The 26,249-nt window shown below is 67.7% G+C and carries 18 protein-coding genes; 11 read left to right on the top strand and 7 right to left on the bottom strand.

Features of this window, described 5'->3' with window-relative positions; genetic code table 11:
• Nucleotides 1–257 precede the first annotated feature (257 nt).
• The 6 genes from HWX03_RS05430 (at nt 258) to HWX03_RS05405 (ending at nt 7,217) form a co-directional block, all read left to right on the top strand.
• Nucleotides 258–1,748: a HAMP domain-containing sensor histidine kinase gene (locus HWX03_RS05430; RefSeq protein ID WP_175870576.1), complete on the top strand. Its 1,491-nt coding sequence runs from the start codon at nt 258–260 to the stop codon at nt 1,746–1,748.
• Nucleotides 1,730–3,103 carry a sigma-54 dependent transcriptional regulator gene (locus tag HWX03_RS05425; protein ID WP_175870575.1) on the top strand — a complete coding sequence of 458 codons (1,374 nt, stop codon included), beginning with the start codon at nt 1,730–1,732 and terminating at the stop codon, nt 3,101–3,103. The genes HWX03_RS05430 and HWX03_RS05425 overlap by 19 nt, the downstream gene beginning before the upstream one ends.
• Before the next feature lie 372 nt (nt 3,104–3,475).
• The gene (locus HWX03_RS05420; protein ID WP_244132582.1) at nt 3,476–4,048 is read left to right on the top strand and encodes a hypothetical protein; all 573 of its coding nucleotides are present in this window, start codon (nt 3,476–3,478) and stop codon (nt 4,046–4,048) included.
• 42 nt (nt 4,049–4,090) lie between these two features.
• On the top strand, nt 4,091–4,639 hold the full coding sequence (locus HWX03_RS05415) for a hypothetical protein (protein ID WP_175870573.1): 549 nt from the start codon (nt 4,091–4,093) through the stop codon (nt 4,637–4,639).
• A 21-nt stretch (nt 4,640–4,660) separates the two neighbouring features.
• Entirely contained in the window at nt 4,661–5,926 is a 1,266-nt protein-coding gene (locus HWX03_RS05410) for an MFS transporter (protein ID WP_175870572.1), read from the top strand.
• Between the two features lie 37 nt (nt 5,927–5,963).
• Nucleotides 5,964–7,217, top strand: a complete 1,254-nt coding sequence (locus HWX03_RS05405) for an arsenic transporter (RefSeq protein WP_175870571.1) — start codon at nt 5,964–5,966, stop codon at nt 7,215–7,217.
• Between the two features lie 31 nt (nt 7,218–7,248).
• Here HWX03_RS05405 and HWX03_RS05400 read toward each other — a convergent pair whose 3' ends face one another.
• From HWX03_RS05400 to HWX03_RS05390, 3 genes are all read right to left on the bottom strand, one after another.
• The gene (locus HWX03_RS05400) at nt 7,249–9,354 is read right to left on the bottom strand and encodes a TonB-dependent receptor (protein WP_175870570.1); all 2,106 of its coding nucleotides are present in this window, start codon (nt 9,352–9,354) and stop codon (nt 7,249–7,251) included.
• A gap of 525 nt (nt 9,355–9,879) precedes the next feature.
• Entirely contained in the window at nt 9,880–11,838 is a 1,959-nt protein-coding gene (locus tag HWX03_RS05395; protein WP_175870569.1) for a phosphatase PAP2 family protein, read from the bottom strand.
• A 189-nt stretch (nt 11,839–12,027) separates the two neighbouring features.
• Entirely contained in the window at nt 12,028–13,614 is a 1,587-nt protein-coding gene (locus HWX03_RS05390) for a methyl-accepting chemotaxis protein (protein ID WP_175870568.1), read from the bottom strand.
• A gap of 345 nt (nt 13,615–13,959) precedes the next feature.
• On the opposite strand from HWX03_RS05390, the gene HWX03_RS05385 reads away from it, so the two are divergent.
• On the top strand, nt 13,960–15,777 hold the full coding sequence (locus tag HWX03_RS05385) for a methyl-accepting chemotaxis protein (RefSeq protein ID WP_175870567.1): 1,818 nt from the start codon (nt 13,960–13,962) through the stop codon (nt 15,775–15,777).
• A gap of 197 nt (nt 15,778–15,974) precedes the next feature.
• On the opposite strand, the gene HWX03_RS05380 is transcribed toward HWX03_RS05385, so the two are convergent.
• The 3 genes from HWX03_RS05380 to HWX03_RS05370 all read right to left on the bottom strand — a co-directional run bounded on the left by HWX03_RS05380 (nt 15,975) and on the right by HWX03_RS05370 (nt 20,192).
• On the bottom strand, nt 15,975–17,153 hold the full coding sequence (locus HWX03_RS05380; RefSeq protein WP_175870566.1) for a fumarylacetoacetate hydrolase family protein: 1,179 nt from the start codon (nt 17,151–17,153) through the stop codon (nt 15,975–15,977).
• A 32-nt stretch (nt 17,154–17,185) separates the two neighbouring features.
• On the bottom strand, nt 17,186–18,967 hold the full coding sequence (locus tag HWX03_RS05375) for an IlvD/Edd family dehydratase (protein ID WP_175870565.1): 1,782 nt from the start codon (nt 18,965–18,967) through the stop codon (nt 17,186–17,188).
• 187 nt (nt 18,968–19,154) lie between these two features.
• Nucleotides 19,155–20,192, bottom strand: coding sequence for a LacI family DNA-binding transcriptional regulator (locus tag HWX03_RS05370; protein ID WP_175870564.1), 1,038 nt, complete (start codon nt 20,190–20,192; stop codon nt 19,155–19,157).
• Between the two features lie 297 nt (nt 20,193–20,489).
• Here HWX03_RS05370 and HWX03_RS05365 point away from each other — a divergent pair, with 297 nt between their 5' ends.
• The 3 genes from HWX03_RS05365 to HWX03_RS05355 all read left to right on the top strand — a co-directional run bounded on the left by HWX03_RS05365 (nt 20,490) and on the right by HWX03_RS05355 (nt 23,621).
• Complete coding sequence (locus tag HWX03_RS05365; RefSeq protein WP_175870563.1) at nt 20,490–21,836, top strand: MFS transporter; 1,347 nt, start codon at nt 20,490–20,492, stop codon at nt 21,834–21,836.
• Between the two features lie 506 nt (nt 21,837–22,342).
• Nucleotides 22,343–22,954, top strand: a complete 612-nt coding sequence (locus tag HWX03_RS05360; RefSeq protein ID WP_175870562.1) for an ATP phosphoribosyltransferase regulatory subunit — start codon at nt 22,343–22,345, stop codon at nt 22,952–22,954.
• A 238-nt stretch (nt 22,955–23,192) separates the two neighbouring features.
• Entirely contained in the window at nt 23,193–23,621 is a 429-nt protein-coding gene (locus tag HWX03_RS05355) for a hypothetical protein (protein ID WP_175870561.1), read from the top strand.
• Between the two features lie 181 nt (nt 23,622–23,802).
• Here the strand turns inward: HWX03_RS05355 and HWX03_RS05350 are convergent, their stop codons facing one another.
• Nucleotides 23,803–24,378, bottom strand: a complete 576-nt coding sequence (locus HWX03_RS05350; RefSeq protein WP_175870560.1) for a DUF308 domain-containing protein — start codon at nt 24,376–24,378, stop codon at nt 23,803–23,805.
• A 285-nt stretch (nt 24,379–24,663) separates the two neighbouring features.
• Between HWX03_RS05350 and HWX03_RS05345 the strand changes: the two genes are divergently transcribed.
• Complete coding sequence (locus tag HWX03_RS05345; RefSeq protein ID WP_175870559.1) at nt 24,664–26,139, top strand: HD domain-containing phosphohydrolase; 1,476 nt, start codon at nt 24,664–24,666, stop codon at nt 26,137–26,139.
• Nucleotides 26,140–26,249: the final 110 nt, after the last annotated feature.

The following is a 26,249-nucleotide window of genomic DNA, read 5'->3' as shown; positions in this document are numbered from 1 at the left end:
GGGAGGCCGTGTCGACGAGTGCACCGACGGCGAACAAGGTTCGAACGGAAACGCTGCGCATGAGGGCTCGACGGGGACGTTTCGGGCGGGACGCTGGACCGAAGGCAGTCTAGCGCCCGAGGCTTTCGCCCGGCTTTCCGGGTCGAGCCGTTGGCGTTCCGATCCGGCAGGCCGCCCGCGCGACGCATGGCGGTCGTGGCGACTTCACGTGACATGCAATACGCTATTCTGTCGTCCTCAACCGCCAGTCCGATCCGATGAAGCGTCCGTCGTTTTCCAGCCAACTCGTCATGCTCTGGGCGCTCGTCGCGGCGCTGTGCGCGACGCTGGTCGCGGTCGTCTGGGTCACGGCGAGTTCCGCCGAGAGCCAGCAGGTGGCCAGCGCGAAGGCCGCTGGCGCGTCGGCATGCGAAGCGGTCGCGTCGCGTTACAGCGCTTCTTCCGTGTCGGCGGGGGCCGGCCCCGCCCCGGAGCTGATGCACGCGATCCTCGACATCGTGCTCTCCCGTGCGCCGGACATGGAGGGCGGGTTCTGGATGCCCGGCACCGCACCTGCGGCGAGCGGCTTTCTCGCGTATTCCTTTCCTACTTACCAGGGCAGCGGCGTCAAACGCGACGTTCCGGAAGCGGAAACGCTGCTGATCCTCCGCACGCTGCGTGCCGCGGCCGCGACGCATGCCGCAACGGCGAACGTCGTCGAAGGCGCGCAGGATGCCGTGATTGCGGCGGCCTGTCCGGTACGCGGCGGATCGGAGCTGTACGTCTGGATGCTGACCCGTGCGCGTCCGCCGCTCGGCCGGCACGGGGAGTTGCTGGCCACGGGCCTTGCCGCCGTGCTCGCCGTGATTCTTGCGATCGCCGCGGCGCTGGCCGTGGCGCTGCGCCGATGGAAGCGCAATCTCGCACGGATCGAGAACGGGCTGGGGCCCGGCGGTCGCGAGCATCACCTGCCGTACGTCGGCGAACCCGATCTCGACCGCGTCGTCGATGCGTTCAACGAGCGGGCGCAGCGCACCGACCGGCTGCAACAGCAGGCCGACGAACTCCGTACGCGCCTGGCGCAGGCCGAGCGCTTCGGCATGCTGGGCAAACTGGCCGCGCAGGTCGCGCACGAGATTCGCAATCCGATGGGCGCGATGCGGCTGAAGGCGGAAAACGCGCTCGCCGGCGATGGCCGGCGGCAGCAGGACGCGCTGCGCGTGATCCTGGCGCAGATCGAGCGCATCGATGCGCAGTTGTCGAGCCTGCTCGCGCTGACGCAGCCGGTGCGCCCGCATGCGACACGCGTCGACGTCGACGCGTGGCTCGCGCAGGTCGTCGAAGCGCACCGCGAGCTGGCGCAGCGGCAGGCGATCGACTTGACGTTGTCGCTCGCGGGGCAGGGCGAACGGCTCGCGTGGTCGTCGGATTGTCCCGCCTTCGATCCCGACCAGATGCGGCGGGCGCTCGACAATCTGCTGCTCAACGCGCTGCACCACGCGGGCGACGGCGGAGCGGTCACGCTCGCCGCCGAGCGGCACGTGTTCGCCGGGCGCGACTGGCTGCGCATCACCGTGTCGGACAGCGGCCCCGGTGTGCCGGCCGCGCAGCGCGAGCGGATTTTCGAGCCGTTCGTGACGGGTCGCGCGGACGGAACGGGCCTCGGTCTTGCCGTCGTCCGCGAAGTGGCGGCGGCGCACGGCGGGCAGGCGCGCCTCGACGAAGGTGCCGCATTCGTGATTGAAATTCCATGGCAAACATCCTCATAGTCGACGACGACGCGGCGTTTCGCGACGGCCTTGCCGAAACGCTGGCAGATCTCGGTCATCGGGCCGTCGAGGCTGCATCCGGCTGGGCCGCGCTCAGCGCGTTGCGCGGCGGCGGCGTCGAATGCGTGTTTCTGGATTTCCGCCTGCCGGATCTGGACGGGCTGGCCGTGCTGGCGCAACTGCGCGATGATTCCGCGCTGGCCGCGATTCCGGTCGTCATGCTGACGGCCCATGCGACCAGCGACAACACGATCGAAGCGATGCGGCTCGGCGCATTCGATCACCTGACGAAGCCGATCGGGCGTCGGGACATCGCGCAACTGCTCGAGCGCATCGTGTCGGCGAATCAGCCGCCCGCGCTTGCGCCGCCCGACGGCGGTTTCGCGGGCGAACCTTCAGTGGACCGACCCCGACTGCTGGGCGTGAGCACCGCGATGCGCGACGTGCAAAAGCAGGTCGGCCGGGCCGCGATGAGCGACGCGACCGTGCTCGTGACCGGCGAGACGGGCACGGGCAAGGAGGTGGCGGCCCGCGTGCTGCATGCCGCATCGGCCCGGCATGCGGGGCCGTTCGTCGCCGTCAACTGCGCGGCCATTCCGGCCGATCTGCTCGAAAGCGAGTTGTTCGGGCATCGTCGCGGCGCGTTCACCGGGGCGCATGCCGATCGCGCGGGGCGGCTCGTCGAGGCCGACGGCGGGACGCTCTTTCTCGACGAGATCGGCGACATGCCCGCCGCGATGCAGGCCAAGCTGCTGCGCGCGCTGCAGGAGCGCCAGGTGACGCCGCTCGGCGCGGATCGCCCGACCGCGATAGACATTCGCGTCGTGGCCGCGACGCACCGCGACCTCGCCGCGGCCGTCGCGAACGGTACGTTCCGCGAAGATCTCTTCTATCGGCTGAACGTCATTCCGCTGCACCTGCCGCCGCTCGCGGATCGTGTGGCCGACATCCTTCCGCTGGCCGCGCATTTCCTGGGCAGCGCGGCAGGCATGCGGCCGCTGCATCTGACGAACGACGCCCAGCGAGCGTTGCTCGATCACCGCTGGCCGGGCAACGTGCGGGAACTGCGCAACGTGATGGAGCGGGCGGCCGCGCTCGCCCCCGGGCCGGCCGTCAGCGCGGCCGATCTCGGCGTGGCCGTCGTGCCGGCGCGCCAGTCGGGCGCCGATGCGGTGCCGGCGCACCTGCTCGACATGCCGCTGTCCGAGGCGCTGGCGATGGTCGAGCGCGCGGCGATCCTGCATGCGCTCGAGCGCGCGAACGGCAATCGCGCGGAAGCCGCGAGGCAGCTCGGTATCGGCCGCCAGTCGCTCTATGCGCGCATGGCCAATCTCGGGATCGAGCGCGACGACTAGTCGCGCCGTTTCGACTGTCGGGATCGACGACATCCGGTGAAGCAACGTGTCGGGAAATCCGACACGTTGGGCGTGCCTCGTCGTTCGGCGCACGGCCGCGCGGTGCGTCGCGGGTTGGCACGGGTATTGCGGATATCGATGCATCGCAACCCGTCGCCGGAGCCCGTCATGAAGTCGTGCCTGCCTGTCGTTCGATCGCGGCCGCGATGCCGTGCCGCCGTTCGCCGGTCGTATCGCCTGCTCTGCGCTGCCGCGCTCGTTGCCGTCGCAACGGTCAGCATGGCGCAGGAGGCGCCGGCGCCGCGCGCGGAAGACCCGGACGGCGCCATGCCGCCACCGCCGCCTCCTCGGCCTCGCGCGCTTTTGCCTGCCATGCCCGGGAACGACTCCGCATCGGATGCGCTGGTTTCCGGCACGCTGTCGCGCCTGACGATCAATCCGGAAGGGACCGTCGACGGCTTCGTGCTGACCGACGGCACGCTCGTTCGTCTGCCGCCGCATCTCGGTTCGCGACTGACGGCGCTCGTGCGATCGGGCGAGCGTGTCACGGTAGCCGGAGAACGACGCGTCGACGATGAAATCCGGGCACGCGTGGTCCGCAACGACGGCTCCGGGGCGTCGCTGTCCGATCAGTCGCCCACGCCCGTCGCGCCCGTGCCTCCGACGCTGCGCGGCGTCAATCTCACCCGCCTGAGCGTGTCCGGCGTCGTGCGCCGCGTGACGCGCGCGCCGCGCGGCGAGCCGGACGGCGTGATGCTCGACAGCGGTGCGATCGTCAAGCTGACCGTTCCGGCCGCCCGGCAATTCGGCGGGCTGCTCGTACCCGGCGAGCGCGTGGCCGCGGTCGGTTACGGCACGCGCAATGCCTACGGCGAAGCGCTTCAGGCGACGGCATTCGGCGCGCCGGGCCATGTCGTGAACCTCTATGACGATGTCGCACGCTGATCGCGCGACGCTATTCCGAAATCCATCGAAAGGAGTCCTGTCATGTACTGGATCGATCCCGCCTGCCTGCCCGAAACGCGCGGCCGCATCACGCAGTTCCTGCTCAATCCGCACGGAGAAATCGACGGCCTGATCCTGAACGGCGATCTGCAGGTTCACATACCGCCGCATCTGGGCCGCGAACTGGTGCGCCGTGTCGCGGCCGGCGATCGCATCCGCGTGCGTGGCGTCAAGCCGCGTCGCGCGGCGATGATCGCGGCCGTGCAACTGACCGGGCGCGACGGCGTCGACATCGTCGACGACGGGCCCGCGCCCGCTGCGCCGCCGAAGCCGCCGCACGCCGCTCGAAAGCCGATGGAATTGAGCGGCGAAGTCGCGTTTGGGTTGCACGGCCCGAAAGGCGAGTTGAACGGCGCGTTGCTGACGAGCGGCGTCGCGTTGCGGATACCGCCGCATGCGGCTGAAGCACTGCACGATTATTTGCGTCCTGGTGTCCATGTGCAGGCTTGGGGGCACGGCGTCGTTACGCCGCACGGCACGACGCTCGACGTGAGTGACATTGCCGAGCTCGTCGATGCGGATGTCGAATGATCGTGCGACGGTGAGACGACCATGAGGCCGGCACGCGCGCTCGAGGCGCTCAACTTCTTCCTGGCCGACGTGCAGGCCGGCATCGGCCCGTTCATCGGCGTCATCCTGCTGTCGCGCGGCTGGGGCGCCGATGCGATCGGCTCGGTCATGACGCTGGCCGGGCTCGCCGCGATGGCCGCGACGCCGCTGGCGGGCGTGCTCGTCGATGCGGTGCGCGCGAAGCGGGCGCTGATCGTCGTGGCGACCGCGGCGACGGCGCTTGCCGCGCTGGCGATGATGTTCGTCCGCAGCTATCCGGCCGTGGCGGCGTCGCAGATCCTGGCGGCGGTCAGCGGCGCGGTGCTGGCGCCGGCCGTCGCGGGTGTGACGCTCGGCATCGTGCGTCGGCAGGGCTTCGACCGGCAGTTCGGGCGCAACCAGGTGGCGAACCACGCCGGCAACGTCGCCGGTGCGGCGCTCGCGGGGTGGCTCGGCTGGCAGGTCGGATTCGACGCCGTGTTCGCGCTCGTCGGCGTGTTTACGGTCTTCGCCATCGCGAGCACGCTGGCGATTCCCCGGCAGGCGATCGATCATGCGAGCGCGCGAGGTCTCGATCCAGCCGGCGCCGCACCGGGAACGCATGCCGCGCATCCCGATGCGTTCGACGCGGCGTCGACGTCGCGCGCCGGCGGCCTGCGCACGCTGGCCGGGAATCGGCCGCTGGTTCTGCTCGGCGCGTCGCTCGCGCTGTTTCATCTCGGCAACGCCGCGATGCTGCCGCTCTACGGGATGGGCGTCGTCGTCACGCATCGCAGCAATCCGAGCGCGTTCACCGCACAGACCATCGTCATCGCGCAGTTCGTGATGATCGCGGCGGCCTGGCTCGCTCCCCGGCTGATTCGCTCGCACGGTTACTGGCGGGTGCTGCTGTTCTCGTACCTCGTGCTGCCGATGCGCGGGGTGGTCGCCGCGGCGTGGATGAGCGAAGCGGGCGTGTGGCCGGTGCAGATGCTCGACGGCATCGGCGCCGGCCTGCAGAGCGTGGTCGTGCCCGCGCTCGTGGTTCGCCTGCTGCATGGCTCCGGCCGCGTGAATGCCGGGCAGGGCGCCGTCGCGACCGCGCAAGGTATCGGCGCGGCGCTCAGTCCCGCGCTGGGCGGCATGCTCGCGCAGCACTTCGGCTATCCGGCCGCGTTCGTCGTACTGGGCGCCGTGTCGACGGGCTCGCTCGCGCTGTGGCTCGGTCATGCACGCGCGCTGAGCAGCGTGTGCGGCAAGCCGGCCGACCTGCCGGCGACGTCGTCGTGACAGCCGTTTCGATTCTCATGCCTCTGTCGACTTGCCGATGAATCCTGTTTCGCTTGCCTGGCTGATTTCCGCGCTCGCCACCGCGGGCGTCATCACGCGCCCTTTCGGTTGGCCCGAGGCCACGTGGGCCGTGAGCGGCGCGCTGCTGCTGGTCGTGTTGAACCTGTTGCCGGTCGCGCAGGCGCTGGACGCCGTCGCGAAAGGCGGCGACGTATACCTGTTCCTGACGGGCATGATGCTGCTGTCCGAGGCGGCCCGTCGCGAGGGGCTGTTCGACTGGGTCGCGACGCACGTCGTCAATCTTGCGCACGGTTCGCCGCGGCGGTTGTTCGCGCTGATCTACCTGGTCGGTGTCGTCACCACGGTGTTCCTGTCGAACGATGCGACTGCCGTCGTGTTGACACCGGCCGTGTTCGCGGCCGCGCGCCGCGCGAAGGCCGATCCGATGCCGCTGCTGTACAGCTGCGCGTTCGTCGCCAATGCCGCGAGCTTCGTGCTGCCGATTTCGAATCCGGCGAATCTGGTGCTGTATGGCGCGTGCATGCCGTCGCTCGGCGTATGGCTCGCGCACTTCGCGGTGCCGTCCGTCGCGTCGATCGCGTGCACGTTCGTCATGCTGCGGATCGTGCAGCGACATGCGCTTTCCGGCCGTTGCGAGTCCGGGTTGCCGGTGCAGCCGCTGACGAGCGGCGGGCGCATCGCACTGGCGGGCATCGCGGCAACGGCCGCCGCGCTGATGGCGGTGTCGGTCTTCGATCGCCCGCTCGGGTTGCCGACCGCACTGGCGGGTGTCGTCACTCTCGCGTGCGTGCTGCTGCGGGATCGCGCGGCGTGCGTGCCGATCGTTCGCGCGATTTCATGGAGCGTGCTGCCGCTCGTCGCGGGGTTGTTCGTCGTCGTCGAGACGCTCGACCGGACCGGCGCGGTGCGCGTACTGGCGGGGCTGCTGCACGAACTCACGCAACGCGGCGAGCAAACCGCCGCAGCCGCGGCGGGTGTCGCGGTCGCGCTGGCGTCGAACCTGATCAACAACCTGCCCGCCGGGCTGATCGCGAGCTCGACGATCCACGCCGCGCGCAGTTCGCCGACGGTGATCGATGCGATTCTGATCGGCGTCGATCTCGGCCCGAACCTGTCGGTCACCGGTTCGCTCGCGACGATCCTATGGCTCGCGGCGATCCGGCGTGAAGGGCTGCGGGTCGGTTTCGGTGAATTCCTCGCGGTCGGCGCGTGCGTGATGCTGCCGGCGCTGTTGCTCGCGCTGGCCGCGCGGTTCGCGTTCGGCGGCTGACGCGCGATGCGCGTCGGCCGTCCCGGCCGCCCTAGAACGAGTACGCGAGCGACGCGAACAGGCTGCGCGGCGCGCCCGGCGTGACCCACAGGCTGTTGTACGAGCTGACGTAGGTGGTGCGATTGAACAGGTTGTTCAGCACGACCGACGCACGCAGGTGCTTGTTGACCTGAAGGTAGCCGTTGAGCTGCACGGTCGCGTAGGCCGGCAGCTCGAAGCCATCCTGCGTGTTGGCCGTGTTGCCAGCCCGGCGCCCGACATAGATCACGCCGGCGCCGGCGCCGGCCTTGTCCGCGAACGGCAGGGTCGTCTCGTACATGAGCAGCGCGCTGCCGCTCAGCCGCGGTACGTCGACGAGGCGTGAACCGGGCGCCAGCACGGAATCGCGCGTGACCTCGGCGTCGACGTACGCGAAGTTGGCGATGCCGCGCAAGCCGTGACCGAGATCGCCGCTCCATTCGAATTCGACGCCGCGGCTGCGCACTTCGCCGGCCGCGCGCGAGAAGCCGGCATTTGCCGGATCGGCGGTGAGCACGTTGCGCTTGGTGACGTAGAACGCCGAGACGGTCGTGAGCCAGCGCGCGCCTGCCCATTTCGCGCCGGCTTCGTAGCCGTGGCCTTTTTCGGGATCGAACGCGTGGCCGTCGATGTCCGCGCCGTTGTTCGGCCGGAACGAATACGCGGTGTTCGCATACAGCGACAACGCGGGGCTCATTTCATACACGACGCCGATACGCGGGCTCAGCGCGGTCTGCAACTGGGTCGTCGTCACGCCCTTCAGGCGGTTGTCGATCGACTGGTGGAAGCGATCCCAGCGCAGCCCGGCCAGGATTTTCCAGTGCGGCCCGAACGCGAGCGTGTCCTGCGCGTAGACGCCTTGGCCGTCGTCGCGTTCGAGCAGGTTGGTCGCGGTGCGCGGCGTCGGCGCGGGCTGGCCGTAGACCGGATCGAAGATGTCGATCGCATACGGCGCCGCGGCGGTCGGCGTGGAGCGCGTGACGAACTGGTCGTAGTTGAAGCGATACGCATCGACGCCCATCACGAGCGTGTGGCCGATGCCGCCGGTGCGAAACGTGCCGGTCGTCTCGACGCGGCCTTGCAGGTCGTTCGAGTGAAACGCGACTTGCCGGTAGCGGCGCCACAACGTGCGGCCGTCCGGCTGCAACGCGAATGCCTCGGACGAGCGCCCCGACAGGTCGGTGTTGCGTTGCGCGACGCCGGCGTTGATCGACCAGGCTGAATCGATGCGATGCTCGAGCGTGAACTGGTGGCCCGTGTTGCGCACGTCGTAGTCGCCGTCGCGCGGTTCGCCGAGGAAGCGCGACGCGGGGATCACGCCAAGCTGCCCGTTGACCGCCAGCACGCCGCGATCGAGCGGCGCGCGCTGACGTGCACTCTCGAACTCGTAATGGAGCGTCGTGTCCGCGCCGATGTCCCAGGTGAACGACGGCGAGAACAGGTAGCGTTTGCTCGATACCGTGTCGCGAAAGCTGCCGTTGTTCTCGTTCATCGCGACGAAGCGGTACGCGAGCGATTTCGTGACGGGGCCGGTCGAATCGAGCGTCTGCCGCAATGCGCCGTAGCTGCCGGCCGACACGCCGATGGTGTTCGCGCGGGCAAACTGCGGCTGCTTCGTCGTATAGCTGATGATCCCGCCCGGATCGCCGCGGCCATACAGCGCGGACGCCGGCCCCTTGAGCACTTCCATACGCTCGAGGTTGACGGTGTCGCGCGGCACGCTCATGCCGCGATTCCACGAAAAACCGTTGACCAGGTAGTCGGTGCCGGACGTGCCGCCGTCGCCGGCGAAGCCGCGCACCGCGTAGTTGTCCCACAGGCCGCCGAAGTTGTTCTGGCGCGAGACGCCCGCGACCCAGTCGTAAAGATCGTCGCCGCGCGTGGCGGCCACGGTCTGGATCAGCTTCGTATCGACGCTGCTGACCGCGAACGGAATCTCCATCACGTCCGCCTCGCTGCGCGTCGCGCTCGTCGATTCGCGCGTGCGAAACGGCGTCGTCGCGCGTTGCGCGGACACCTCGATGGTGGGCAGCGACGTTTCCTGCGCGTCGGCGGCGCTCATGCCGGTTGTGCCGACGACGATGGCCATCGGTGCGGCCGCCCAGTTCCTCCTGCTCATACATCTCCTTTTTGTGTGGTTCGTGTTCAGGCACGGCGGGCGGCCTCGCGCCGACATCTGTGTTCCAAACAGTACATTTGCGCGGCAATTTAATGCAAATGAGAGGCATTTGCAATCGTAATTTTGAGAATTGATGCGGGAAGTGAAACGGTGGGGCGCGTGGATGCGATCGAGGGGAAGGGCGGGTTTCTTGAAATGCCGAATGGCGGGAAACAGGTCGTGTCGGGGTGATGACCGGATAGACCCTTCGCCACGCTCACGCGAGAATCATTCGAGAAATTGCGAGTGTGCGGTGCCGCGCGATGCATGGCGCCGCGTTCGCCAATGCGTACCGGCGCCTGCGCGCGGTCTATCCGGGTCGGCTTTCAGCCCGCCGTCGATCCGGCGCGCTTCGGACGCGCGAGGGCTGGAACGCTGTGTCGAGGTCAGCCTGTGTTTCAACCTGCCGACGATCATCGAGCCGCAACGGCTTCGACCCCCGGTCCCGCCCGTGGGCGCCGTTGCAGGATCGATCTTCGCTGCCGGCTACGCCCCCGACAGCGTGATCGACACGCCCGTCGCGGTGTAGACCGGCGTGGCCTTGAACCCGTCGACCGTCACCGTCGCGAACTTCGCGGCAGCCGCCGCGCCGTCGATCAGCGCGATGGTGTCGCCGGCCTTCGGCGCGTAGCCGTTCACGAATTTCACGTGCAGCGTGCCGCCCGCGACGGTGAGCGGCCCGCCCACGCGCAGCCGTCCGCCGCCGTTGCCGTCGATGTCGAGTTCGAGCGTCGTGTTGTCGAGCTGCGTGTAGCGGGTGGCGATCGTCACCGGCGCGGCGGCCGCGATCCGCACGCTGCCGCCCGGGCCGACGTACACGTCCCCTTTGCCGAACGCCGTCGTCGACGCGGCCGCCAGCGTGCCGCCGCTCACCTGCGTGCCGCCCGTGTAGCCGTTGTTGCCCGCCAGCGTCAGCGTGCCGCTGCCCTGCAGCGTCAGCTTGCCGGCGCCCGCGACGTCGTTGCGCCACAGGTCGGCGGCATTGAGCCCGCCCTGCGACGCATCCATCGACACGATCACGTTGCCGTTGAACGCGCCGTAGCCGTCGGCCGCCGTGAACAGGTTCAGGCGCCCCCAGCCTTCCGCATCGTCCATCACCGGATAGCCGGACGGCAGTTCGGTCGTCTTCAGCACGACGCGCCGCTGGTCGGCGCTCAGGTACGGGAAGCGCGTCTGCAGCAGGATCTCCGCGCCCTTCGGCACGACCGGCGGTGCGTTCGTCGATTCGATCGCGCCGAAGCCAAACGTCATGCGGCGCAGGAACGCGGTCTTGTTCGTCGCATAGTCGGCGAACCGGTCGGTGGCCGGCGTGCCGGCGTGCGCGAATGCGGAGAAGGTCGCGGCGCTCGTTCCCGTCAGTTGTTGCAGTGTCTGATGGGCTTGCGTGTAGGCGGCCTGCGCGTCGCCGGCGTACGCGGTCAGGTTCGCCGCGCTGACGGCCAGCGCGAGCATGCGGCCGCCGATCACGTCGAGCGGCGAGTGCATGCCGGCGAGGATCCGGTTCTCGCCGAGCTCGAGGCCGCGGCTGACCATCTCCTGGAAGCGCTCCGGCACGAGCCACGCCATCGTCGTCGCATCGCGCACCGCTTCGGCCGTGTGGCCGCTGATGAAGCCGCCATCGGTCGCGGGCGTTGCGCTTTCGGCCGGCACGAGCGTCGGCGCGACGATCACGCCGCTGCTCCAGCGGTACGGACGCGCGTATTTGAAGAAGCGCTTCGACGGTTCGGTCGACGCGTTGTTGCCCATTTCGTTGAGCAGGTCGACGACCTTCCCGAAACTGGCGTTGCCGCTGCTGCCGACGCCGACGTTGTTGCCGGAATCGTTGTACAGCACGGTCGTGGCATCGGCGGGCACGCTGGTGATGCTGGTCGTCTGCTGGGCCGCGGTGCGCCACGCGGCGGTGAGCGGGCCCATGCCGTCGGTCACGCTGTATCCCTTGCCGCGGCGGTCGTCGTAGTACGCGGCATCGGCCTGTTGCGGCGTCCGGGCGGTCGTCGCGTTGATCACGTACTGCACGTTGGCCGACAGCACCGCATCATTCAGGATCGTGCCGCACGAGACGCCGCTGTTCGGCAGTCCGGAGCAGGTCGACGGCGAGATGGCCGGGAACGCGCCGTTTGCCGGCGCGGTGACGCCCGCGTCGACCAGCATCGTCGACGGTTGCCAGAGATCGAGGAAACGGCTCAACACGCGCACCGCGGCGTTGGTCGACAGCGTCGCATAGCGCGCATCGCCGCGCTGGTTGGTCGCGACGTTGTCGACGAAGGCGGGCGCGCTCGGGATCGGCGCGCTGTCGACGAAGCCGGGGTCGGCGGGCGGCGCCGGAACGGCCGCGGCGATCGTGCCGGTCGACGTGACGTCGTCGCCGCCGCCGCACGCAGCCAGTACGATCGCACTCGACAATGCCGCGACGTGCAGCGGGAAACGGCTTCGTGACGCAAACATGCAAGACTCCATCCTGATGGTAGAAGATGGAGGATTGTCGTGAGCGATCGTTACGCGGTCGTTACGGAATTGTTTCGCGTCGTACGCGGCAGGCGCGAATTACCACTATTTGGTTAATTTCCGGTGCTTAACATGACGGACGCCGGAATCCATGCGCCCGTCACCGATAAATGGCGGCGGCCGCCGGGCCTACGCGCTCGCCGTGCTCGTGTCCAGCCGGAACAGCGAGACGGCCTCGGCAAGCCGGTTTCCCTGTTCCTCGAGCGACTTCGATGCGGCGGCGGCCTGCTCGACGAGCGCGGCATTCTGCTGGGTGACTTCGTCCATTTGCGTGATGGCCAGATTGACCTGCTCGATGCCGCGGCTCTGCTCGTTCGACGCGGCGGCGATCTCGCCCATGATGTCGGTCACGCGCGAGATCGCGTGCGTGACCTGGCTCATCGTCTCGCCCGCATTGTTCGCGATATGCGAGCCGTCCTGGATCTTCCGGACCGATTGCGAGATCAGCTCGCGAATTTCCTTCGCGGCGCTCGACGAGCGCTGCGCAAGGCTTCTGACTTCGCTGGCCACCACCGCGAAGCCGCGGCCCTGTTCGCCCGCGCGGGCGGCCTCCACGGCCGCGTTGAGCGCGAGAATGTTGGTCTGGAACGCGATCCCTTCGATGATCCCGGTGATCTCGGCGATCTTGGAGGAGCTCGCGCTGATGTCCGTCATCGTGTCGACCATCAGGCCGACCGCCGAGCTGCCGCGCTGGGCGACCTCCGATGCGTTGTCGGCCAGGCCGCTCGCCTGCTGCGCATTGTCGGCGTTCAGGCGCACGGTGGACGTCAGTTGCTCCATGCTCGAGGCGGTCTCCTGCAGCGAGGCGGCCTGCTGTTCCGTGCGGGAGGACAGGTCCTGGTTGCCGGACGCGATTTCGCCGGCGCCCGTCGCGACGTTGCCCGATGCGGTACGGACTTCCGAGATCAGGCGGATCAGGTTCGCCTGCATGTCGCGCATCGAAGCCAGTACGCTGCCGGCCGGCGCGGCGCCGGTCGTGGATTCGGCGCCGAGATCGCCGGCGGCGATATGGCGCGCGATATCGCTGAGCGCGGCAGGCTCCGTGCCGAGCGAGCGCAGCAGGCCGCGGGTGATGAAGAGGCCCGAGATCGCGGCTGCCGCCGCGGCGGCGATGCAGATCGCGATCAGCATCAGTCGTCGCGACGTATAACGGTCGTCCGATTCCTTCACCAGTTGGGCGGCCATCGTGCGCGAGTACGTCGCATACGCGTCGGTGGCCGTGACGAGCCGGGCCAGCAGCGGTCGGCACTGTTCGTTGATCATCGTGATCGCCTGATCGCGCCGGTTGTTCGCCGCCGCATCGACGATGGCGCGCGCCACGGGGCCGTACTGCGCCTCGACCGCCCCGATTTCGCGAACCAGTTCGCGAGCTTTGTCGGTCGCGCCGCCCCCTTCGCGGACCGCATTCGTCAGTTCGCCCAGCAGCGCGCCGACTTCGCGGTCGGCCTGCAATGCCGCTTCCTTCTCGATGTCCGCATCGCGCGGCCCGGTCGCCAGGACCTGATTGCGGGCGGCGATCGCGCGCCGGTCGACCGCGACGCGGACCCTGTCCACCAGGGTCGCGCGGGCGTTGGTGCCGTTGACGTAGTTCTCGAATGCCGCGTTCGCGTTGCCGAGCGATACGATGCCGACGAGGGACACGAGCACGACCATGCACGTAAGAAGTCCGAAAGCCATGATCAGCTTCGTGCGAACCGTTAATCGTCGATCGTTCATGGGGAAAGTCCAGTCGTGAATATCAAATAGCCTTCCTTATTATCGGAATGGTGAATGAACTATTTAGGACCGTTTCCCGGGGCAATCGTTTGCGTGTTGCCTGTCGTCAAAAAAAATCCGACCGCGATCCGCGCTCGTCTCGCCAAGCGGGCGAACGGCGCCGTTTCCGCACGACACATCCGGTTTCTGCCATCGCGCTTTGCGCGATAGGTCACCGTGTCTTCCTCTGCGTGCCCGCGCCGGTCGACATCGCTCAACTTCGCGCCCCCGGTGCCGTTAAACGGATCAGGGTCGCCCTGTTCAGCGATCCATTTCAATCACGCGGTAACGGAGACCGAAGTCATCATGCTGTCATCAATTCGCGCGCGGATCCTGGCGACGTGTGTCGCCATCGTAGTGACGGCGCTGGCTGTAACCGGGGGGCTGGTCTATTACGTCGTCAAGAGCCACAACGACGAGGCCATCGACCAGAGTCAACAGTCGATCCTCGCCGGGCATGCGCTGGCGATCGACGAATGGGTGGCCAGCCGGTCGCGCGAAACCCAGGCGCTCGCGGACACGATCGCGATCGGCGAGGGCGACCCGGTGCCGGCGTTGAAGCTGCTCGGCAAGTCGGGCGGCTTCGAGGTGCTGACGCTCGGCCTGCCGGACAAGACGGCGTTCTCGAACGTTCCGCTCGCGCCCGGCTACGATCCGACCGCGCGGCCCTGGTACAAGCAGGCCGTCGGCGCGGGCCATCTGGTCGTGACGGCGCTCTACCGCGATGCGACGAGCGGCAAGCCGGCTGTCGCGTTCGCGGTGCCCGTGGTGCGCGACGGCGCGGTGAAGGGCGTGCTGGCCGCCAGCCTGTTCATGGAGAACGTGAGCTCGATCGTGACCTCCGTCCACCCGACACCGGCGAGCTTCGCGTTTTTGGTGGACAAGGGCGCGCGCGTGATCGCGTCGGCCAAGACCGACCTGATCATGAAGCCGGCCACCGGTCTGTCGCCGGAACTCGATGCTGATCACCTCGGCGCGCTGCAGACGGCGTCTGCGCCCGTCGCGGTCGACATCGACGGTGCTTCCAAATTGATGCGCGCACAACCGATCGCCGGTACCGACTGGTCGCTGGTGCTCGCGCTCGACAAAGGCGACGTGACGGCCGGCATGCGAGCGGTCGCGACGACGACGCTGTTGGCGATCGTGATCGTCGCCGTCATCGCGGCGGCGCTCGTCGGCGCGATGACGAACGCGGCCTTCAAGCGCATCCTGATGGTGCGCGACGCGCTAACGGACGTATCGAGCGGCAGCGGCGACCTGACGAAGCGCCTGCCCGCCGACGGCGCGGACGAAGCCGCGCAGATCGCGCACGCGTTCAACGCGTTCGCCGAGAAGATCAGTGCGATCCTGCTGCAGATCCGCGAATTCAGCGCGTCCGTCAACCTCGCGAGCGCCGAGATCGCGCAGGGCAACCAGGATCTGTCGGCCCGCACCGAACACGCGGCGTCGAGCCTGCAGGAAACGGCCGCGGCGCTCGAGGAGATCGCCGGCACGGCCCGCAACTCGGCCGATGCGGCGAGCCAGGTGAACCGTCTGGCGGAGTCGGCGTCGGATGTCGCGCTGCGGGGTGGCACGGTCGTGCGCGAAGTGGTCTCGACGATGCACGACATCACGCAGGCGTCGGGCGAGATCGCCAACATCGTCGGCGTGATCGACGGCATCGCGTTCCAGACCAACATTCTCGCGTTGAACGCCGCCGTCGAGGCGGCACGCGCGAACGAGCATGGCCGCGGCTTCGCGGTCGTCGCCGGGGAGGTGCGTGCGCTCGCGCAGCGCAGCGCGCAGGCCGCGCGGGAAATCAAGCAGCTGATCCACTCGTCGGTCGAGAAGATCGAGGGCGGCTCCGGGCTCGTCCAGACAGCCGGCGCGACGATGGACGAAATCGTCGACGGCGTGCGCAACATCACGAGCGTGATTGCCGAAATCAACGTCGCCGCCAAGGAGCAGAGCACGGGGCTCGAGCAGGTGAATCAGGCGGTGTCGCAGCTCGACGATACGACGCAGCAGAACGCGGCGCTCGTCGAGCAATCGGCGGCAGCCGCGACGTCGCTGCGCGAGCAGGCGGCCCGGCTCGCGCAGACGGTCGGCGAGTTCAAGCTGGCGGAGCGGCCCGTGGCGGCGTGACGGTGCGCTTGACGGGGCCGGCGGGGGCCGGTTTCATGCGATGAACTGCCGGAAGAGCAGTGCGGCTTCGCGAAGCCGTTCCGCCCGGCGACGAGCCGGATCGCGCCCGTATCCCGCGCCGACCCGCGGGTGCGTCGCCCCCGCCTTCTGACTGCGATCGATCGCGGGCGGGCAGGCCGGTATCGCTGTCGTTCCGTTCAGGCAAGCAGCCCGCGCGCAGCCAGATTCGCATACAGCGCGCGCACGCCGAAGGTCCACGGCGCGATCTCCGTGCAAAGCCGCACGGTGTTGACGAGTGCCCCGAGCGCGGGCGTGGAAATCGTGACGCGGTCGCCGAGGTGATGCGTGAATCCGCCGCCGGACGCGTCGCGATCCTGGATCGGCGAGAACATCGTGCCGAGGAACAGCATGAAGCCGTCCGGATACTGGTGATGTGCGCCGCAGGTCTGCGCGACGAGCTCGGCCGGGTCGCGGCTGATCTCGCGCATGTGGCTGATGCCGTCGAGGACGAAGCCGTCGTCCGCGCCTTCGACGCGCAGCGACACGCTGCATTCCCGCACGCTGTCCAGCGTGAAGCTGTCGTCGAACAGCCGCACGAACGGGCCGATCGCGCACGAACCGTTGTTGTCCTTGCATTTGCCGAGCAGCAGCGCCGAGCGGCCTTCGATGTCGCGCAGGTTCACGTCGTTGCCGAGCGTCGCGCCCACCGGCCTGCCGTCGCTGGCGACCGCCAGCACGATCTCCGGCTCCGGGTTGTTCCACACCGACACGGGCAGCAGCCCCACGTCCGCGCCGAAGCCGACCGCGGACATCGGCTGCGCCTTGGAGAACACCTCGGCGTCCGGGCCGATGCCCACTTCCATGTATTGCGACCACGCGCCGCGGCGTTCGAGTTCCGCCTTCAGGCGCAGCGCGGCGTCCGAGCCGGGCACGATCTTCGACAGGTCGGTGCCGATGGTCGCGGCGATGGTGTCGCGTACTTCTCTCGCTTTGGCCGGATCGCCGCCGGCCTGTTCCTCGATCACGCGTTCGATCAGGCTGACCGCAAAGGTGACGCCGCACGCCTTGATGGCCTGCACGTCGCACGGCGCGAGCAGGTGCGTGGCGCCGGGCGTGCCGTCCAGTGCCGCCTGCAGCAGCGGCTCGACGCGGCCAAGCGATTCGCCGGGAGCGGTGCGCGCGAGCGTGACTGCATCGGGGCGGTCGAACAGGTCCGCGGTGGTCGGCACGGTGCGCGTGATGTCGAACACTTCGCCGCCGCGCACGGCGACGACGCTCGGGCCCGCGTGGGCGCCGTCGTGCCGCCAGACGCGGCCGATCAGCAGCGCGTGGGCGAGGTCGTGCGGCAGGCAGTCGGAAACGGAAGGAGTACGCATGATCAGCTCGGCAAGAGTCGGGGGCGGTGGGGTCAGTGCGAATGGCGCGGGTTGCCGCGCTGCTCGATCACCTTCAGGTACAGCGTGGCCGGTTCGAGGCAGCCGCCGGTGGACAACTGGCCGACGAAGCGGCGATAGAGTTCCTGCCAGGGCGTTTGCGCTTCCGGCACGGTGAAACTTGCGGTCTCGCGGCGGCGCGCGAGTTCGTCCTCGTCGACGAGCACGTCGACGCTGCGGCGATTCAGGTCCACGCGCACGGGGTCGTTCGTGCGCAGCAGCGCGAGGCCGCCTCCCACCGCGGCTTCCGGCGACATGTTCAGGATCGACGGGCTGGCCGACGTGCCGCTCTGGCGGCCATCGCCCATGCACGGCAGCGACGTCACGCCGCGCTTCACCAGCTCGGCGGGCGGCGCCATGTTCACGACTTCGGAACTGCCCGGGTAGCCGACCGTGCCGCAGCCGCGGATCACGAGGATGCAGCGCTCGTCGATGTTCAGCGCGGGATCGTTGATGCGCGCGTGGTAGTCCTCGGGGCCGTCGAACACGATCGCGCGCGCCTCGAACGTATTCTCCGCGCCCGGCTCGGCCAGGTAGGTCTGGCGGAACGCGTCGCCCACCACCGACATCTTCATGATCGCGCTGTCGAAGAAGTTACCCGACAGCACCATGAAGCCGGCGCCATGCTTGAGCGGCGCGTCGGGCGTGCGAATCACGTCGCGGTCGGCGTCCTGCGCGGTGTCGGCGATCTCGCCGATCGCGAGGCCGGATACGGTCAGGCAGTCGCGCCGCAGCAGGCCGGCCGCATCGAGCTGGCGCAGCACGGCGGGCACGCCGCCGGCGCGGTGGAAGCTCTCCCCGAGGTATTCGCCGGCCGGCATGCAGTTGACGAGCAGCGGCACGGCTTCACCGAAGCGCTGCCAGTCGTCCAGGCTCAGCTCGACGCCCATGTGGCGTGCGATGGCGATCAGGTGCGGCGGGCAGTTGGTCGAGGCGCCCAGCGCCGAGGCGACGACGATCGCGTTCTCGAACGCCGCGCGCGTCATGATTTTCGACGGGCGAAGGTCTTCGCGAACGAGCTCGACCGCGCGCTTGCCTGTCGCGTAAGCCATCTGGCCGCGCTCGCGATAGGCGGCGGGAATACTCGCGCATCCGGGCAGCGACATGCCCAGCGCTTCGGCGAGGCTGTTCATCGACAGCGCGGTGCCCATGGTGTTGCAATGGCCGATCGACGGCGACGAAGCCGTGGTCAACTGCATGAAGCCTTCGTAGTCGATCTCGCCGGCGGCGAGCAGGTTGCGCGCATGCCAGATCACCGTGCCGGAGCCGACCCGCTTGCCCTCATGCCAGCCGTCGAGCATCGGACCGCCCGACAGCACGATGGCCGGCATGTCGACGGTCGCGGCCGCCATCAGGCCGGCCGGCGTGGTCTTGTCGCAGCCGGTCGTCAGCACCACACCGTCCAGCGGAAAGCCGTGCAGCACTTCCACCAGCCCGAGGTAGGCGAGATTGCGGTCGAGCGCGGCGGTGGGCCGGCGGCTCTGCTCGGCCAGCGGATGCACGGGGAACTCCATCGGAATGCCGCCCGCGTCGCGAATGCCGGCCTTGGTGCGCTCGGCCAGCTCGATGTGGTGGCGGTTGCACGGCGCCAGGTCGCTGCCCGTCTGCGCGATGCCGATAACAGGGCGGCCCGACTGCAGCTCCTCGCGCGTCAACCCGTAGTTCATGAAGCGCTCGACATAGAGCGCGGTCATGTCTGCGTGCGCGGGATCGTCGAACCATTCCTGGCTGCGTAGACGGCGAGGGGTTTGTGACATGGCAGGCTGTCTCCGAAGGGCCTTCTTGATTTTGCGTGCCGGATGGTACCGGTAACATTGCTTGGATGTTAGCACGGGTTTTTTGCGTAGCGGAAGGGATTTCGTGCGCGCGTGGCGGAGGCGAGGGCAGCGGGCCGGTACGAAGCCGCGCGCGTCGCGCGTTGGGACGTGCCCGGCCGCCGGCTTGTCAGGCGCTTTCCCGCGCGATGATCGTGTAGTCGATACGGATGCTTTTCGACTCGGTCGGCTCGCCGCTGTCACGCGCTTGCAGCGCCGCCAGCAACGCTTCGCCCGTGCGTTGTCCGATACCGTACGCGTCGACCGACACGGTCGTGATGGTCGGGTGGCAGCACGCGGCCACTTCGAAGTTGCCGAAGCCGGCCACGGCCATATCGGCGGGCACGGCGAGCCCGCGCCGGTGACACTCCATGATCGCGCCGAACGCCGACATGTCGCTCACGCACATCACCGCGTCGGTGTCCGGCCATTGCTCCAGCAGCGCTGCCATCGCGGGCCCGCCGTGGCTCATCGTGATCGGCGATTCGCCCAGCCGCACGACGCGCGGCTCGCCCAGCCCCAGCGCCTTGATCTCCGCCTGGTAGCCCTTGAGCCGGTCGAGGCCGCGGCGATCCAGTTCGCTCGCGCCGACCAGAAAGCCGATGCGCCGGTAACCGCGTTCGGCCAGGTGGCGCACCATCGCACGGGCGGCGCGCACGTTCGAGAAGCCGACGGCGGTGTCGATCGGGCGCGTGGGCAGGTCCCACATCTCGACCACGGGAATCGCCGAGCGCTCCAATACCTTGCGCGTCGCATCGGTGTGCTGTGCACCCGTCAGCGCGATGCAGCGCGGCTGGTGTCGCAGCATCGAGCGCACCAGCCGTTCTTCGCGTTCGAGGTCGTAGTCGGTGTCGCCGAGCAGCAGCTGGAGGCCATGCGGTTCGAGCGCATCGGTCAGGCCGCGCACGGTGTCCGAGAAGTTGGAACTCGACAGCGACGGCACCAGCACCGCGACGAATTCCGAGCGCCCCGACGACAGCGCACCGGCGGCCGCGTCGGCCACGTAGCCGAGCTGGTCGATGGCCTCGCAGACCCGTGCGCGCGTCTCGGCGGCCACGCTGTGGCCCGCGAGCACGCGCGACACCGTCATCTTCGATACGCCAGCGAGGCGCGCTACGTCGGACATGCGGGGCGGCCCGACGGGCCGGACGGCGGTGGGACTGGGCATCGGAATCGCGATCGGGAGAAGGCTGGAAAGGCTACATCATACCGGTGCGGCTCACCGTGCAGGCCGGCTGACGCGCGCCCGTCGCAGCGATGGCCGCACTAGGGAAACCATGCGTTCGGCGGGACTTGTACACGGCTGTCGCCGCATGCTACCTTCGAATGTGTTACCGGTATCAGTTCGCTGTTCGCTCCCGTCGCCTCGTCGGCTTTTTTTTGCCACCGGATGTTATCGGTAACATCGATGCGTCAAGCGCACTCGCCGGTACGAAGAAGACCTACACAATCAGGAGACAGACCGATGCCATCCCTTACGCAGGCCGCTGCCGCACCGGCCGCGGCCGACTCGTCCGAAGACGCCCTCTATCGCAAGGTCATGCGGCGCATCCTGCCGTTGCTGCTGCTCTGCTACGTCGTGGCCTACCTGGACCGCGTCAACGTGGGCTTCGCGAAGCTGCAGATGCTCGACGACCTGAGCCTGAGCGACAGCGTCTATGCGCTCGGCGCCAGCATCTTCTTCTGGGGCTATTTCCTGTTCGAGATGCCCAGCAACCTGCTGCTGCACCGCTACGGCGCACGCTTCTGGATCGCACGGATCATGATCACGTGGGGCATCGTGTCGTCGTCGATGGCGTTCATCGTGCCGCTCGCGCAGTTCTTCCACGTGCAGACGACCACGATGTTCTACACGCTGCGCTTCCTGCTGGGGCTGTGCGAAGCGGGGTTCTTCCCGGGCGTCATCCTGTACATGAACTACTGGTTCCCGGCGCGCCGCCAGAGCGTGGCGATGTCGGGTTTCCTGGTGGCGATCCCGCTGAGCCTGACGCTGGGCAGCGTGCTGTCCGGCTGGCTGATGGAGCAGACGCACGGCCTGTCGGGCATGAGCGGCTGGCAATGGATGCTGCTGCTCGAAGGGCTGCCGTCGATCGTCGTGGCGTTCATCGTGCTGGCCTGCCTCGGCGACGGCCCGCAGTCGGCGAAGTGGCTGTCCGCCGACGAAAAGGCGGTGCTGTCGCGCAACCTCGAATCCGAGGCCGCGCACAAGTCGCACAGCATCGGCGCCGCGCTGCGCAGCCCGCGCGTCTGGTTGCTCACCTTCATCCTGCTGACCTTCAATACCGGCTTCTACGGGCTGGCCTTCTGGCTGCCGTCGATCATCCGCGCGGCGGGCGTGCACAGCCCGCTGCACATCGGTGTGCTGACGGCCATTCCGTACCTGACGGCTATCTTCGCGATGGTGTGGAACGCGTCGCACTCGCGCAGGACCGGCGAACGCCGCCTGCACGCGGCGATTCCGGCGTTGATCGGCGGCGTCTGCCTGATCCTGAGCGCGGCGTTTGCCCACAACGTGGCGCTGTCGATCGTATTCCTGACGATTGCCACGTGCGGCATCCTCGCGTTGATGCCGATCTACTGGACCTTCCCGGGGCAGATCCTGTCCGGCACGGCTGCGGCCGCCGGGATTGCGCTGATCAACTCGGTGGGCAACCTGTCCGGCTTCACGGGCTCGATGATCACCGGCGTCGCCAAGCAGATGACCGGTGATATCAACAACGGGACCTATGCACTCGGCGCGTGCCTGCTGGTCAGCTGCGTGCTGATCGCGTTGATTCCGCGCGATATCCTGCAGCCGCCGGCGGGGCGGTAGGGCGTTCGCGCGACGTTACGTTCGACCGGGGCTGGGACATCGCGCCGCCCCGGTGCCGGATGCATCACGTCACGTGGATTGTCACGAGCGGTACTTTCGCAAAAAACAGGGCCTCGTGTGAGTTCGCTCGACCGTCACACACGGAATTCCGGATACCTTCAGAAGCGGTCAGTCGGCAACAGAGGATAAATCGTCGACGATCTTTAGCTATGCGACTCGTTTAGGTTCTTAAGATCACGTCGTAGCCCCCGAGACATGCGGATCGGTTCACAAATCAAAATTAATGTGCCAATATGACTGGCATGGAACTCCGTAACGTCCCGAACCAGTCTCGTCATCATCACGGTCGCCACCCGATGCGCCGTGGTTCGTTACGTCCATAGCAGGACATCCGGGATTGCAGTTCCCCCTTCCTGTACAAACGACCAAGGCGCCTACGGCGCCTTTTTTATTTTTTACCCCGAGGAGGACTCTCATGACCATGATTCGCGGAACACGCTTCATCGTTGGCAAGGAAGCCGCGCAAATTCGCGCTCTGGAAACCCAATTCCGGAGCTATCTTCATTAACGTCGGAGCAGAGGAGGCGATTGTCCCGGCGTTGTGGTCGCAAGATACATTTATTCAAAAAGCCGGGGGCAGCGAGATCATCGGCCAGATGTGGGCCTTTCCCGATAAGAAGGGACGCGCTTGCTGCCTGATTCCTGAGGCAACGGCACTGTTCCAGGAGCGATGCAGCGAGCTGCTGGGTCGACAACGGGAGCGGATGTTGTTTTATATCGCTCGATGCTACCGCTATGAACGACCTCAAGCCGGTCGCTACCGCGAATTCTCCCAACTAGGATTTGAGTATCTATGCCCCAACCCGGAATCCGCGGTCAAACGCAGCCAGGAGGTAGCGATCGGCTTTTTCGATTCACTCGGCCTTCGCTATGAAATCGACGATTCGGCCCGCAGAGGCCTCAGCTACTATCTGAACGGTCGGGGCTTCGAAATGCGCTGTACCGAACTTGGAGCACAACAGCAAGTGGTTGGTGGCGGTGCATATCAGGAGGGAGCCGGTTTCGGCATCGGCGCTGAACGACTATTGTTAGCGATGACCGCTCAAGGGCTTGTGTAGCGAACTCCAATGCTGACGCGGCTTGCGGCTCGGGACAGTCGCAAGCTCCATATCACTGGCTACACGTAGCCAAGCGATGGCACGAACGTCCGCTTTCCACAATCTCAACTGCTCCTTGTGAGTCGGCCGTAGCCGAACGCGTTGGGCTGCAGCCGGCCAGAAACAGCCGATCGACATTCGCCCCTATCTTGTGGACAATTCCAAGCGTATCCCTTCGAGCACCCGCCTTTGATTAAATATGAGTGAACTCCAGCAAGAAGTGCAACGCCTCGCAGCACAAGCTCTGGCCGATTTCAACGACCGCGCGGAGGGGAAGCTAGATTTTTCAGAAGGAAGCCTGCAGATTGTCGAAGAGATGCTTGCAGAGGCTTCGATGTACCGAAACGACCTTTCATCTGAAACGGTTGAGGGAATCGTGACACGATTCGGTTGTTACATTCTGGAGGTCGGTCGCCAGCAGTTCGGAGGCACGTATTCCTGGCTCGAAGAACGAAATCAGCCCGTGCTTGTTGTTGGAAATCCGCAAACCCACACTGCTCTTGGAGCTTGGGATAAGGTGCGTGGCCGCTTATCCGGGGACACCGGCGACAACATTCCTTTTTTCTTTGAAGGCTTTGCAGAGCGAGTGCGAACGTCGTCCGGTGGAGGCCGGGCTCTTTACATTTGAAGCCACCGTGGGAACGTCCTCTTCGGCGTGAAGCCAGGGACCGCTCAGGGTCGTTCAGAACCGTTCGCGTCGCCCCGGAACTGCCGTTCGCGATCGTCCGCACGAGCTCACAAAGCGTGACCTTGACCGCAAGCACGGCGACGGCGACTTGTAGCGTGACATCTTCATTTTGACCGACGGCTCACGACACGCTGCGCCGCATCCCCCGCACCTGCAGCCAAATGGCGGATATCAGGAAATAAAGCGCACCCACTCCCGCATAGCCGGCGATCTTCACGATCGCGGGCGGCATCGGCGCGTGGCTTTGGACAATGAAGAGCAACCCGGCCAGCGCCGATTGCGCACCACTCAGGATCATCACCCACTGTGCGCCGGCATGCTTCCAGCGCCGCACGGCGGTGCCGAGCTGCAGCGCGCCGGAGAGAATCGCCCAGACGCCGAACACCGCGAGTACCGCGGGCAGGCCCGCATTCAACGCCGGAAATACCGCCAGTGTCGTGACGGCGCCGATCGCGACGTTGGCCGCTTGCGTGCGGTTTGCCGCCATCCCGCCGCTGCGGGACAGGTCGACGAAATTGGCGAGCGCATCCCAGGCTGGATAGACGACCAGCAGGATCGCCGCGCCGGCCGCGCTCTGCCGGCCGACGGAAAACGCCAGCGCGACCCAGATCAGCGAGAATATCGCCCGGGAAAAGTAGTACCGTTTCAGCCATTGTTCGTCGGTAGGGGCGTGGAATTCGGGGTAGCGATCAGTCATTTGTACTCCTATTTACATTGAATCGTCGTTCCGGTCCGCATGCACGGTTCCCACCACGCGAATGCGGCGCCGACCGGATCTCCAGTGCGCCGAGTATCGCAATCGTCCGCGCCTGCCGCTATCGGTCAGATGTCCGATGGCGAAGTCCGCCGGCTGCCCGCACCGATGCGGGCGGACATCGCGCCGGCGCGGTCGCGGCGCGCCGCCGACGCGCATGCTCATGCACGCCGCGACGCCGTCGCGTATGATCGTTTTCCCGTCCTCGCGAATGTCTCCGCCCACCCGATGCCCGACGCCGAAGCCCGTCACGCCCCGCTGCGCATAGTCGACGCCGTACGCGCGCTGGCCTTCATCGGCGACCTCAGCATGGGCCAGCCGACCGACCATTCGCCGCGCACCGGCTGGCTGGCGGCAGAGCTCGCGCACGCGGCACGATTCGATGCATCGGTTTGCGACACGGCTCGCGAGGTGGCGCTATTGCGCTGGTCAGGCTGCACGGCGAACGCGGCGGGTTTCGCTCAGGTATTCGGCGACGACGTCGCGATCCGCGCCGCGATGCTCGAGAGCCGGCCCGGCATGGCTGAAGCGATCGGCGGCGCGGGTGTCGCGCTGATCCCGCTCGCGCAGATTCATTGCGAAGTCTCGGGCGAGGTTGCGCGAATACTCGGTCTGTCCAGCGCGACGGAAACCGCGCTGCGGCACATTTTCGAAACCTGGGACGGCAACGGGCTGCCTGCGCGGCTCGTGCGCGAACAGGTGCCGCCCGCCGTGTCGATCGTCGCGCTTGCGGGCGACCTCGACGTGTTCAGCCGCACGTACGGCATCGAACGGGCCCTCGAATTGATCGGCCAACGCGCGGGGTCACGCTATCCGGCCGTGCTCGTCGAGACGGCTGCGCGCGACGCACCGCGCTGGCTGGCGGCGCTCGAGCACATGGCGCCCGCCGACCTCGACGCCGCATTGGCCACGCCGGACATGCAGGGCGCGACGTCCGCCGAATTGATTGCGGACGTCATCGATCTGAAACTGCCGTGGATGACGGGTTTTTCGCGTTCGGTCGCCGCGACGGCGGCCGCGTGTTACGGCCGGCTCTCGTCGGACGAGGCGGCGCGCGAACGCGTGTACCGCGCCGGACTGATTCATGGCATAGGCAGGGCCGCGGTACCGAACGACGTGTGGAATCTGCCGACGCGGCTGCCCGCGAGCGCGTGGGAAAAGGTGCGACTCGTGCCGTACTGGACCGAGCGCGCCGGCAGGCAGACCGGCGCGCTCGGCGAAGCCGCGGTGCTTGCGTCGTATGCGTACGAGCGGCAGGACGGCTCGGGCTATTTTCGCGGCGCGCGCGATGCGGCGCTGACGCTGGAAGCGCGCGTGCTGGCGGCGTCGCTGGCGTGGGTCGCGTTGCGCTCGGCGCGTCCATGGCGCGCGGCGCTGAGCGATGCGGCCGCCGCCGGCCAGTTGCAGGAAGAAGCTGCGTGTGGCCGGCTATGCGGCGAAGTGGTGGCCGCGCTCGTGACGGGCGGACCGCCCGTACCCCGGCGCATCGCCACGGGCGCGTCGGCCACTGGCCCGCGCCTGTCCGCGCGGGAAATCGACGTCCTGCGGGCGATCTCCCGCGGCGCGAGCAACAAGCAGGTCGCGCAGGCGCTCGCGATGAGTCCGAGCACGGTGCGCACCCATGTCGAGAAGGCGTTCCGCAAGCTCGAATGTTCGACACGCGCCGCGGCGACCCTCAAGGCGTCGGCGCTGGGGTTGCTCTGACGCGATCCGCGACGCGGATTCGTTTTCGTGTGTGAGCGGACGGACGGCCCGGCCGGCGCGGGCTTTGAAGCCCCGCCCCTCCGGTGGTGTGTCTCGCGTACGGGTGCCTA

Origin of the sequence: Burkholderia sp. BCC0397 (assembly GCF_902832865.1) — a bacterium.
Lineage (GTDB): Bacteria > Pseudomonadota > Gammaproteobacteria > Burkholderiales > Burkholderiaceae > Burkholderia.
Note: the sequence above shows the minus strand (reverse complement) of the source record. Positions and strands in the feature narration are given on the sequence as shown.